This window comes from Paenibacillus polysaccharolyticus, from assembly GCF_023714295.1.
GTDB lineage: Bacteria > Bacillota > Bacilli > Paenibacillales > Paenibacillaceae > Paenibacillus > Paenibacillus polysaccharolyticus_A.
On the sequence record NZ_JAMAUN010000006.1, the window covers coordinates 236,302 to 248,426 of the forward strand.

Annotated in this window: 10 protein-coding genes; 4 read left to right on the top strand and 6 right to left on the bottom strand. The window is 43.2% G+C overall.

The window, feature by feature from the left end; translation table 11 throughout:
* Window positions 1-312: 312 nt before the first annotated feature.
* The 5 genes from M3629_RS16605 to M3629_RS16625 form a co-directional block, all read right to left on the bottom strand.
* Window positions 313-1,803 (bottom strand): aldehyde dehydrogenase family protein, encoded by a 1,491-nt coding sequence (locus M3629_RS16605; RefSeq protein WP_251508491.1) that lies wholly within the window; start codon window positions 1,801-1,803, stop codon window positions 313-315.
* Window positions 1,804-2,055: 252 nt separating this feature from the next.
* On the bottom strand, window positions 2,056-3,141 hold the full coding sequence (locus tag M3629_RS16610) for a 5-methyltetrahydropteroyltriglutamate--homocysteine S-methyltransferase (RefSeq protein ID WP_251508493.1): 1,086 nt from the start codon (window positions 3,139-3,141) through the stop codon (window positions 2,056-2,058).
* Between the two features lie 289 nt (window positions 3,142-3,430).
* Window positions 3,431-5,170, bottom strand: coding sequence for an ABC-F family ATP-binding cassette domain-containing protein (locus tag M3629_RS16615; RefSeq protein ID WP_251508495.1), 1,740 nt, complete (start codon window positions 5,168-5,170; stop codon window positions 3,431-3,433).
* Between the two features lie 309 nt (window positions 5,171-5,479).
* Entirely contained in the window at window positions 5,480-6,343 is an 864-nt protein-coding gene (locus M3629_RS16620) for an aldo/keto reductase (protein WP_251508497.1), read from the bottom strand.
* The gene (locus tag M3629_RS16625; protein ID WP_251508642.1) at window positions 6,340-6,729 is read right to left on the bottom strand and encodes an ArsR/SmtB family transcription factor; all 390 of its coding nucleotides are present in this window, start codon (window positions 6,727-6,729) and stop codon (window positions 6,340-6,342) included. Before M3629_RS16625 ends, M3629_RS16620 begins: the two co-directional genes overlap by 4 nt.
* A 372-nt stretch (window positions 6,730-7,101) precedes the next feature.
* On the opposite strand from M3629_RS16625, the gene M3629_RS16630 reads away from it, so the two are divergent.
* The 4 genes from M3629_RS16630 to M3629_RS16645 all read left to right on the top strand — a co-directional run bounded on the left by M3629_RS16630 (window position 7,102) and on the right by M3629_RS16645 (window position 11,393).
* Window positions 7,102-8,103: a YndJ family transporter gene (locus M3629_RS16630; protein ID WP_251508499.1), complete on the top strand. Its 1,002-nt coding sequence runs from the start codon at window positions 7,102-7,104 to the stop codon at window positions 8,101-8,103.
* Window positions 8,104-8,234: 131 nt separating this feature from the next.
* On the top strand, window positions 8,235-8,687 hold the full coding sequence (locus M3629_RS16635; RefSeq protein WP_251508500.1) for a HEAT repeat domain-containing protein: 453 nt from the start codon (window positions 8,235-8,237) through the stop codon (window positions 8,685-8,687).
* A gap of 280 nt (window positions 8,688-8,967) precedes the next feature.
* Window positions 8,968-11,004, top strand: coding sequence for a right-handed parallel beta-helix repeat-containing protein (locus tag M3629_RS16640; protein WP_251508502.1), 2,037 nt, complete (start codon window positions 8,968-8,970; stop codon window positions 11,002-11,004).
* Window positions 11,005-11,204: 200 nt separating this feature from the next.
* Window positions 11,205-11,393: a hypothetical protein gene (locus M3629_RS16645; protein ID WP_139168929.1), complete on the top strand. Its 189-nt coding sequence runs from the start codon at window positions 11,205-11,207 to the stop codon at window positions 11,391-11,393.
* Window positions 11,394-11,558: 165 nt separating this feature from the next.
* On the opposite strand, the gene M3629_RS16650 is transcribed toward M3629_RS16645, so the two are convergent.
* The gene (locus M3629_RS16650; RefSeq protein ID WP_090923558.1) at window positions 11,559-11,939 is read right to left on the bottom strand and encodes an Imm1 family immunity protein; all 381 of its coding nucleotides are present in this window, start codon (window positions 11,937-11,939) and stop codon (window positions 11,559-11,561) included.
* Between the last annotated feature and the right edge of the window lie 186 nt (window positions 11,940-12,125).

Consider the following 12,125-nt stretch of genomic DNA (forward strand, 5'->3'; position numbering starts at 1 on the left):
GATCTCATCAAATTTATATGGCATACCTGACCATTATAAATTAGAGGTCTAACCAAATTCTGACCACGGGTATATATGCCCTTATAGACGTGTTTTGCACTGAGTTACTTCTATTAAATATGTGCTACATTTTAGCGATAATATGGGTCACGAATCTTATATAGAAGCAAAAAAACGCCCTGTCTACTGATTTAATACTCAGTAAACAAAGCGAAAATGGAGAGCCTGAATTCAATTTTTAATTTTTAATTCTAATTTCACATCATATTTATTCCCTGCACGATGTCGACGTGGCGTGCTATTCTATCAAATCTATTCGGGTATATACGGAAGATCCAACATCTTCGGAACGTTGATCACATGCTTTTCCGTATACGTGAGAATACCCTCTGCCCCGTATTCACGTCCAATACCCGATTGTTTGAAGCCACCAAAAGGGAACCGAACATCAAGCCCCTGCACAGCAGCTGTATTGATCATCGTCGTTCCAGCTTCGAGCTCACGCGCCAGGGAGATGGCATCCTCTTCTTTTCCCCACACAGAACTGGTAAGTCCATATATACTTTCATTGTGCAGTCTAATGACCTGCTCTTCATCGTCAAATGGCAGAACCGGAACGGTAGGACCAAATTGCTCCTCCACAACGATCGGATCATGAAAATCGCACTCCAAAACAAGCGTAGGTCGCAGGTAGTAGCCTTGTTCAAACTGCTCTTGATCCAGGATTTGGCCAAGAGCAATGACCTTGGCCCCGCGTTTCTGTGCATCTTCAACCAAACCATTCACGTACTCTCTCTGCTTCAGGTTATTGACGGGCCCCACCGTCGTATTTGGATCAAATGGGTCACCAATTCGAATCCAACGATTGGCGGCCTCTATATATTTTTCTACAAATTCATTATAAATCGAACGGTGTACATATACGCGTTTGGCAATCATACAGATTTGGCCTGTCGTCAAGAAGTTAGAGATGACAATCCGGCGCATCGCTCGCTCATCATGAACATCAAAGCTTTCCAAGAAGATTGCCGCATCATTCCCACCAAGCTCCAGCGTCATATCTTTAATCGTTTCGGAAGCGGCTTTGATAATATGCTTCGCTGTCGCGGTTCCACCCGTAAAGGCGATTTTCGTAATAAGAGGATGACTCGTCAGTTCAACGCCCACATCCGCATCACCGTATACAACATTGATTACACCAGCCGGGAACTCGCTCGCAATGATCTCTGCCACCTTCGCCGCCGCCAGTGGTGCATATGGACTCGGTTTAAGCACGATCGTGTTGCCCGCAAGTAAAGCTGGAGCGATCTTGATCGTAGATAGAGCAATCGGGTAATTCCATGGACTAATCGCTGCCACCACACCTATTGGATCATAGGATACAATCGTTTTACCATGGTCATGCTCGTGGATCTCTTCCGCCAGAACGGCTTTAGCTTCATCACAAGCAAACTCCATCCACATCAGCGAAACAAAAATCTCACCATGTGCATCATACAGCGGCTTACCATGCTCTCTAGACAGCAATTGCACAATGTCATTCTCTGCTACTCTAATTTTCTCTATCGCCTTGCGCATCCGATTTATGCGCTCTTCAACGGAGGTCTGTTTCCATGTTTTAAAAGCGCCTGCCGCCACTTCAATAGCGGTGACTGCCTGTTCTTTGGTCGTGACTGGAAAATACCCTACGATTTCAGATGGATTAGCCGGATTTTCTTTGGCTAACTGCGAAAGGGATTTTGCATGTTGACCGTTAATAAAAGCTTCAACTGTAACCGTCTCTTGATCTGCTTGAATTGTCATATGAAATCCCTCCGTTATTTAGATAAGTTGAACTAAAGATTTTACACAATCACTCCGATGACAGAGTAACCTTCCAATCGCTGTTATCCCCAGATTTTCTTCGATTCCCTTTTTAAAAGGGAAAATCCGGTGATAAAGGCGAGGCGGTTGCTTCCGATGTGGCTTTCTTTCAGAAAGCTTTTAGCTCCGCTTTTTCAGGTTTTTTCTGTCCTCTCCGTTAATGTGTAAATGAATCCAACTTATGAAAACTTATTAATTCCATACTTCCTCTGCAATTTCCTTAACGTAACGAAGTTTACGCCATTGTTGTTCTTCAGTTAAAATATTGCCTTCTTCCGTAGAAGAAAAGCCGCATTGTGGGCTCAAACAAAGCTGCTCAAGAGGTACGTAGGTTGTCGCTTCTGCAATCCGCGCTTTGATCTGCTCTTTATTTTCTAATTCGCCGGTTTTCGATGTGATCAACCCAAGCACGATTTTCAAATCTGTTCGATTTACATATTTTAATGGCTCGAAACTACCTGAGCGCTCATCGTCAAATTCTAAGAATAAGCCATCTACGTTTAAGCCTCCAAAAATAACTTCGGAAGCATAATCGTAACCACCGGTTGAGAAAAAGTTGGATTTATAGTTACCCCGACAAATATGCATCGTCACAACTAAATCTGCCGGTTTATGAGCCAAAGTTTCATTAATCATACGTTGCATCGTTTTCAACTCTACTGCCGGTTCCAACCCTTTAGCGCGCAGTTTATCATGACCAGCCTCTGAGAATAGGTCTGCCCAAGCTGTATCATCTAATTGTAGATAACGACATCCTGCATCATAGAAGGCTTGAATGACCTTTTGATAGGCTGCAATCGTATCCTGAAGGAATTGCTCACGATCCGTATAGCTGTTGGCGCCGTTTTCCAATCGATAGAGAAGCATATTCGGACTTGGAATAGTTTGTTTTGCCACGGCGTCCACTGCATGTTTTTTCAAAAACTTAAAATGATCCACAAAGGGATGCGTAGAGAAATCAACCTTACCTACAACTCGAATTCCGCCCTTGCGAGTCTGCATGTTATGGAATTGAGGTCCATCAATCTCCTCATACAGCTCTACACCGTCCAAACCACCCAGGAAATCAAAGTGCCACCAGCTTCTGCGAAACTCACCATCCGTGATAGCGAGTACGCCATTTTCTTTTTGTTTTTCAATCAATCCGATGATCTCTTGATCTTCCACATCTCTTAGTTCTTCATATGTAATAGTGCCAGCTTTATATTGTTCACGCGCCTGACTCAAGTTCGCAGGACGTAGGAAGCTTCCAACATGATCGTTACGGAATGGTATCATAGAAAAATCTCCTTCTAACATTTAGTTTCCTGAGTATAGCATGATCAAAATGATTACCTGTAATATGAAAAAAGCATGACTGGTCATAGCTTTTAGCAATAACAAAAAGAGTTCAACGGCAAAAAATCCACAACCTCATAGGGAAGTGGATTTATAGGGTAGAGCGAGATGCTGTGGTCATCATGATCACGACCATCTCATGTGCACTGGAGAACAAACGTAATCATTTTGGACTGAATATAATCGAGATACGGAGCTCGGTCTACTTGCTGAGCGCCAGCATTGATGATTATAGCTGCTTAATGATTCCTTCCAGCTCATCGACCAAGCCTTTTGCATGTTCAAAATCGGTATTTTTCAAAGCCAATTCAATCTGCATTTCAACAGCCTTTTTATTTTGTTCATTTTGCAAATAGTCTTTATTGAAATGACTGGCGTATATCATCTGTCTGAACTTGCGCATACTCATTTTTCTGATCGTCTTATTCTCAATGATGAGTACATAATCCATACCGTTGACGACCGAGTAGAAATCATGCGAAACCATGAGGATCGCGCCTTGATATTCTTCGATGGCTTTCTCCAGTGCAATCTGCGAATAGATATCCAGATGGCTTGTCGGTTCGTCAAGAAGCAACAGGTCCGCTTGCACCCCGGCAGCTTTAGCCAGTTGAAGCATGTTTTTTTCGCCGCCGGACAGTGATTCGATCTTTTGATCCATGATTTCGCCTTCAAAGCCGTAGTTCACAAGATAGGCTCTGATCTCATCATACGTTTCAAACCCGGCATCGATGAATTCATGTAGGATTGTATTCGAATCTTTGAGCGTTTCGCCTTGAAGCTGTGATAAATAAGCCAATTTGAGATCCTCATTGATTTCGATGGATGGCTGATTGTTTTTGAAAATATCCCGAAGCAACGTTGTTTTTCCAGTACCATTGGGGCCGATGATGGCCACTTTATCTGTCGATTTGATCTCGAAGTTCACATCTTGCAGAACTAACTCATCAAAGGAAACACTATAGTTATTGACCTTGATCGCGATGCTGTCTTCCACTTGATGATCCAGGCCAAACCGAATATTCGGCTGCTTGATGTCGACAAACGGTGCTTTGATTCTGCGCGCTTCCAAACGTTCTTGAAATTTCACTCTCGCTTTTAACGCTCTTCCTCTGGAAGCTTCCGAATTAATCGTTGCTATGGCTCTGAGATTTTCGATGACACCATCGTATCTTTCGATCTCTTCCGCTTCAGCAACTGCGATTTCCTGCAGTTCAATCTTCGTCTGAAGCAAGGAGAAATTATACTCGATATATCGTCCGTCAAACTCCTGAAGCTCCATGTTCTCAAGGTGAATGATTTTGTTGAAGCAATGATTCAACAGATAGCGGTTATGCGTAACGACGAGTAACATGCCTTTATGGGAATTAATCAATTTTTTTAACGCATTGAGATTTTCAAAGTCTAGAAATACATCCGGTTCATCCATGATCATCAGATCCGGACTGCGGAGCATTTCCTTCATGACTTGAATAAGCTTGAATTCGCCACCGCTTAAGGACGATAGCCTTGCATCCTTCAGCTTCATGAGATTGGCCAGATTCAACTGTTTATGAATGGTGTTTTCATAATCATCTCCGCCCATAGCCTCCAGTGCGTCCAAAGCCAATTGCACTTTTTCCATCAGTGAATCCATATCCGATGTGTTGCCCATTTCCGCATATATTGCTGTGATCTTATCCTGAAGCTTGATAAATTCTTCTGCGATATATTCAAAAACCGTCATTTCGGTCGTTGGGTCTACCTGTGAGAACTGACTCATATACCCGATTGTACAATCCGGATCGATCTCCAGCTTCCCCTCGAACAAATGTCTTTCCGGATCCATCAGGATTTCAATCAACGTACTTTTGCCACTACCACTTGTGCCGATAAAAGCGCAGTGTTGGCCCTCTTCGAGTGTAAATGAAATGTCTTTATAAAGTTCTTTCTGCGGAAAAGAAAAAGATAAGTTTTGGGCTTTGATCATGGTGTTACCTTTCTTGGTATCTAGAATAGTAATTTATTGTTTGGGGTTGTTACAGAACGTAAGTTTGAATAAACCTGAGGTTGTCGATTCTCAGCGTAACACTGATTGAGGGCGAGTACAATTGATTTGTATTTCTAGGCCGAAACCAAAGTTTGGCTATGTCGATTACGCATATGACCAAAGAAACCATGTCTTAAAGAGAAATCTGTATGCCGCCATATGAGGGCAAGCTTTCTAAATCCTCTATATTCTCTTTAAACTGCACGTTTAAGGGCATCCTTTGTCGGATGTCCCTGTCGTTATGCGTTATTACGGACGACTAAATAGCTTCATAAAATGGACATAGATCGGGTGGACCATAAGACCTGTCGGGCTTACGGAGTATCTTTTTCCCGTATCCAAGCGGCGAATTTGTTCCATTTCATCTGTGTTCAACTCAAAGTCGAATAGATCACTGTTCTCTCGTATTCTTCGAGGATTGGACGATTTCGGGATCGCAATAATGCCCCGCTCCAGATGCCAGCGCAAAATGACTTGTGCCACCGATTTTCGGTGTTTATTAGCGATTGCGAGCAGTTTCGGGTGCTCCAGCAATTCTTTGCTCCCCTGACCCAGCGGGCCCCAGGCCTCGTGCAGAATCTGATTTTTCACCATATAATCATGCAACTCTTGTTGCTGGAATTCCGGGTGTGTCTCGATCTGATTCACCATCGGCAAAATCCGGGCATGTTTCTTAAGATGCTCCAAATGCTCGATCTCGAAATTAGCTACGCCTATGACTTTGAGCCGGCCTTCGTCGTATAACTCTTCTATCGCTCTCCAGGCATCCACATAATGAGCACCAGCAAAATGAATTAAATACATATCGAGGTAGGTTACGTTCAGTCTTTGGCACGTTTGCTCGAATGTTTTTCTTGTCGCGTGGTATCCGAGATCCGTTGTCCATGCTTTCGAGGTGATGAAGAACTCCTCTCGAGGAATATCACTTTTTCGAATGATTCGCCCTAGCGCTGCTTCATTCCCGTAGATTTTCGCAGTATCGAAATGGCGATACCCAACTCGAATAGCTTCCTCAACCGTTCTTTCGAAAGACTCCCCTTGCTTAATCTTATATAGGCCGAATCCGAGTTGCGGAATATCGACTCCGTTTGATGCTTGTATTGTACGTTTCATCGAAGATCGTCCCTTTCATTGGTTCGGGGTCGTGATTCCGTGGCTGGCTCCTCGCATTGTTCAAATAGCTTATCAATTTCACTCGCCAAGTTTTTCAACGACTTCAGCTTGCTTCCGGCGTCCAGCCGATAAAAGTTACGAGTTCCTTCTTTGTGAACGCTGATAATCTGCGCGTCTTTCAATATTCTCAGGTGATGCGATACAGCAGGCCGGGAGAGGTGTGTTTGCACTCTGATCTCACCCACACGCATTCCCGTTTTCTGCGGCCCTTGAATCAAGGCCATTAAGATCGCCTGCCGAGTCTCGTCTCCGATGGCATTCAGCACCTTCTGGTTGTTCTTAAATTCGATCGCGATTGTATTTAAAAATTGCTGTTCGACGGAAATCTCCCCTTTTCGTTGAACCGTTTAATTCTTTTGACGAATATAAGATACCACGATCTCAGACACAGCAGCACTTCGGGAAAGAAATCCAAGAACAACATTTTTCCAGTTACTTTTTTCAGTTATAAGGGGTTCTCAAAAAATTGCTGTTACTTGTGGTGGTGCGCTTCACCATGTTGTCTAGAGCATATAGCTTTATAGGCTAGACATACTGATCTTCCATCTACTACATAGATAGCAGTGTAAATCAACTAGGCCATATTTTCAAAATGAAATGTGTTAAACTTAAACGAGCATTGCGTGTCTATCCTAAAGAATGCTACATACCTGAATGTACGCCGCTTATACAACAAATATAGTTAGAAAGGAACTGCCATGAAGCGTTCTCCGAAGCAACCAATGAAGTCATTATTAATGCCTGTGATTCCCGGTGGAATCATGACGATTCTTATACTTTATTTGGATTACTTCCAATTCCAACTTGTTGAAAAGTTCATACTGTATGCGGCATTCGTCATCGTTCCTCTTGTCATTTTACTTTTGAGATATGATGCACAGAATAAACAGCAACGAATAATGTTTGTTCTTATGAAGTGGCTTCAATATCCTGCCGCGCTTCTTACCCTATTTTCCGTCATGAGCAATAAGATGTGGGGTTTCGAAGGCACGGCAATACCAGGCATGCTCTCCCTGGGTTGGCTACTGTTCACACTACTGCTGGGCATCTATGGCTTGACCACGATTGTGATGGCTAAAGGAAAAGCAGCGGAAATCGCGATTGGCGCGGGACTTGTTTATTTTTTTATCGGGGGAATATGGTTTACGTTATATCAATATCAAGTGGAGCTTTTCAATGCCAATGTTACTACGCATGCCTTAAGCTCGGTTCACTTTCATTTCTCATCTGCGATCGTTCCGATTTTCATTGGTGCACTGGGACGGATTATGGCGAAAAAAAGCTGGTATCCCTGGGTCGTTGCCATCGATATTATCGGACCGCTATTGATTGCTTTTGGTATGATTTTCTCCAAGCCGATCGAGTACGTTGGTGTCGCTTTGTTCGCTTGTAATATTGTGGTGTATACAGCTTATCTCCTGACTTACTTGAGGAAAAATAATTTAAATATGAAGGCATCCTTCTTCCTGGGCCTTTCTTGCCTGGCCTTTTACACAGTTGTTATCATTTCCATCTTCTATCCGTTACTGAAAAAGATGTACTCCTTAACCATACTCGACTTTATACCTATTTACGGAGCTCTACACGCATTTGGTTTTGTCTTATGTGGACTGATTGGATGGGTGTACGTGGTAGACTCTAGCTCTAATCAGAAGTGGGAGATTGGCAATGAGGGTAGATCAGTTGGAACATCTTTATGAATTGGGTGAAAGTGGTTTAGACTAGCCCATCGGCTTCAGAGGAGTAGTTTAGCAAGGTTAGTGCTATAATAGGGATCACATAAATAACATTCATCATTTGCCAAGACGGCGATGATTAAGGAGATTGAATTTTGACGAACAACCATGATACTGAAGCAGTTAACGGACTGCCGGAAAATTTTGAAGAGCTCAAACGAGCGGCTAATCGGACATCAAGCTGGAGAGACAGACTGAACGCGGTGAACGAACTGGGGAACTGGGATACAGAATCAACCATTAAGTTGCTGCAGAATGTTTTGAAAAATGATCAAGTGTTTCAAGTGCGCGAAGCCGCATATCTCAAACTCAAACATTTGGGCGAAGATGTACAAATGCCTGCCAAAAACAAAGGCGAGCTGTTCAAAGGCACTCACAAAATTTTGCTACGGATCAAAAAAAGCCTTCCCGAAGGTCACACATTCGAGGAATTCAAGGAAAAACTGCAAAAGACACGTCTGGATCTCTATGATACTTACGAGGGCGACAAAGATGCTGAGTTCGACTCCTGGCTCCATGGAATTTGGGAGACACTAGGTAGAAGATAAGATGTTTGCTGTTCACCATATGAATAGACGAATGCAAAATAATAGCCAAGTAAGAAACCACTCCAAAGATTGGAGTGGTTTCTCTATTTCTTCAGGGTCATCTCCATCAGATCAATGTCACCAGAGCAGCTGTTCATAAAACATCCATCTTCCTGTCTCTCCCATTACATTGATTTTCTAGTATAATAATGGAAAACAATAAAACATTTTAAAATGAGTCTGCCTTAAGCTTGCAAGGAACGCTTACGAGCTGTTTAAGGTAGGGAGAAGGAGAGCTGTTATGGAATATCATGTATCCATACACGGGAATGATCAGGGCAAGGGAACAGCCGATCAACCCCTTCGTACCATATCACGCGCTGCGGCTCATGCCCTGGCTGGTGATACAGTTATCGTTCATGCCGGAGTATACAGGGAATGGGTTAACCCGGCGAATGGAGGAACAGCGGAGCATCGAATCGTCTATCGATCCGCAGGAGACGGGGAAGTCGTCATTACAGGAGCTGAGCGGATTACCGACTGGAAGTCCGAAGGAAATGACGTTTGGAGCACCGAAGTGCTCAATTCGATCTTTTCCGTTCGTAATCCCTTTGAGGTGGAACTCAGTGGAGACTGGTTGTTTGACGGGCCCTTCCCGGTTCATCTCGGCGACGTCTATTTGGATGGCAAATCATTGTATGAATGCGCTAATGTTGAAAGCGTTCACAATCCCGAAGTTTGGTCCCAAGCCAAGTATCCCGAGGATTCACTGTTAAAATGGTATGCCGAGGTCGGTTCTACCACGACGAAGATCTGGGCTAGTTTTGGCGGAAAAGATCCTCGTAAGGAAAATGTAGAGATTAATGTACGCCCTTATTGCTTCTGGCCCGAGAAACCAGGATTGAACTATATCACCGTGAGTGGCTTCACATTGCGTCAAGCTTCGCCTCAATGGGCACCCCCTACGGACTACCAGGAAGGTCTGATCGGACCACACTGGAGCAAGGGCTGGATTATCGAGAACAACATAATCAGTGAATCCAAATGTGTTGGTGTTAGCCTAGGTACCGAAATCGGGACAGGTCACACCAACGCTTTGGAGAAGCGTAGTAAAGGCGGGACTCAACGGGAGCAGGAGGTTATTTTACGCGCATTACGCTCCGGTTGGCATAAAGATCACGTTGGCAGTCACATCGTTCGAGGGAATATAATTCATGATTGTGAGCAGGCAGGTATTGTGGGTCATATGGGCGCAGCTTTCAGCCACATTTACCAGAACCGGATTTATAACATTCATCACAAACGGCTCAGACACGGTGCCGAAGTCGCGGGAATTAAACTGCATGCTGCACTAGATACTAAAATTAATGAAAATATAATGTATAGTTGTTACCGCGCGCTTTGGCTTGACTGGCAGGCACAGGGCACTCGGATTAGTCGTAATGTATTTTTCGACAACATTTCAGAAGACCTCTTCGTTGAGGTATGCCATGGTCCATATATGGTGGATCACAATCTATTCCTCTCACCTATGAATTTCAGAAATATGGCTCAGGGCGGGGCATTTGCTCATAACTTATTTGCTGGCCGATTTGTCGTCCGTTCCGAAATCATGCGGATTACGCCGTATCACTTCCCTCATGAGACAGCCATGGCGGGATACTCCAATATCACTGGAGGAGATGACAGGTATTACAACAATATCTTCTTGGGTGATAACAACGCTGACACCAATAAGGAACCTGTTCCAATCACCTTTTTTGAACATCTCCCCCTCAAACCAAGGGATGCCATTGGAGAGAACGGGAAGACGGTCATGGATGGTGTGCCGGACGATTCCATTTGTTATCTGCATGCTGTGGGACTTGGCGATTACGATCAATATCCGAATGTGAAAGATAAGAAGTGGTGGGAATACACCAAAGAGGAGCTTATGGAGCTTGGCGATGCCGCGAAGGATTTCTTTATAGGAAACGCTGTTCTTCCGGTAGCTATGGGTGGCAATGTATATCTCAATCATGCGGTTCCAAGTCATCACGAGTCAAATGCGAAGATACATTCACAGAAGGGCATAAACATTGAGGTTGATCCTGCTCTAGGTAAGGTGCACATTCAGATTAATGAGCCCGAATTGCTTCGGGGCACCTCTGCCATGGTGATTACCACCGACCTGCTTGGAAAGACGTATCACGCCGATATGAATTACGTGGAACCCGACAGCACTCCATATCGCTTCGACTCCGACTTTTTCGGCACAAAAAGACCCGATGCAGATGTCACACCAGGTCCGTTTGAGTTGAGCGAGAAGGGTAATGTTGAGTTTGAGTTTGAGATTTAGATTGTTATTGAGGGTCCAGTCACTTTGGGTGACTGGACCTTTTTTGTGTGAAGCCTATATTTCGATAATCAGGAAATAAGGCTTTGCTTGAAACAACACTCTAATTGTATTTGGGATAGCCTCTTACTTCAAAGAGGTTCAGATCGTTTCTGATCTCAGAATGAAGTTCGTCCACTAATATCTTTAGGATTGTTATGGAAGTGGCTACATTGCTCATTGGAGCAACGAAAACATATGATAAAGTTACAGAAGCCTATGTTGAGAATGCTATCAAAAATGAGTTTAAAGATGAACTTCCCTTCTTAGTCACTCGGAATTCTTTAATTGAGGAATTTGGGCTTATTGGAACGAATGAATATGTGAAACTTAAATTCGGTACTAGTGACTGAGGATTAGAACATATCTTAAGCAAACAATAGTAGTAACGTTTCAGTAGATGGTACTTGTGACGTTAAAAAGTATAGACTTGTTGTTAGTAGCGACTATGAAGTAGTACTTTATATCCTTTGGGCTGGAACCTAGCTGAATCTAAATCAAAACGATATACTAATAAACTACAATTCCATCCATTTAATACATGTTGGACGAGTTTTCGTCTTGAAAAATTCTGTGCACGCATCAGTCATTTGTTTAACTGTAATAACCATTGTACTTGCTAAAACTACTTCTGCGCCATGAACATCCTCGTAAAAGGTAACCGTTTCGTCCCTAATATTGTCATCACCGTAAGAAGCAAAAGTTCCCTTTTGTTCAGCATCTAAAAAGTACAACACACAATAATCATCCCGAACAAAAGCACATAATTGAGGGGCACCACTTCCTTCAAAGGTAAAAATAAACTGATTGGCATTAAATGCTGGACGATTTCGAATAAACTCAATTACCTGCGATTCTTTATTTATTACAATTTCTCCATTAAAATCATTAGCATACATTTGTAAGACCTACTTTCAGTAGCATAAAAAGGGATTTCCTCACCTATACAAGTCCTTGAGGCACATAAGCTAAAAAGAGTTTAAGAGCCCTCCTTATTTATTCTCATGTCCAATTTTTCACCCTACTTGTGGTACGGTTCTCCGTATCGGGTCTATCGGCGTAAATTGTGCTGCGATGTACCGTAG

What these genes read in the sequence shown, in the direction of transcription:
- M3629_RS16605 (WP_251508491.1), bottom strand. Translation starts at nt 1,803, where the DNA reads ATGACAATTCAAGCAGATCAAGAGACGGTTACAGTTGAAGCTTTTATT.
- M3629_RS16610 (WP_251508493.1), bottom strand. Translation starts at nt 3,141, where the DNA reads ATGATACCATTCCGTAACGATCATGTTGGAAGCTTCCTACGTCCTGCG.
- M3629_RS16615 (WP_251508495.1), bottom strand. Translation starts at nt 5,170, where the DNA reads ATGATCAAAGCCCAAAACTTATCTTTTTCTTTTCCGCAGAAAGAACTT.
- M3629_RS16620 (WP_251508497.1), bottom strand. Translation starts at nt 6,343, where the DNA reads ATGAAACGTACAATACAAGCATCAAACGGAGTCGATATTCCGCAACTC.
- M3629_RS16630 (WP_251508499.1), top strand. Translation starts at nt 7,102, where the DNA reads ATGAAGCGTTCTCCGAAGCAACCAATGAAGTCATTATTAATGCCTGTG.
- M3629_RS16640 (WP_251508502.1), top strand. Translation starts at nt 8,968, where the DNA reads ATGGAATATCATGTATCCATACACGGGAATGATCAGGGCAAGGGAACA.
- M3629_RS16650 (WP_090923558.1), bottom strand. Translation starts at nt 11,939, where the DNA reads ATGTATGCTAATGATTTTAATGGAGAAATTGTAATAAATAAAGAATCG.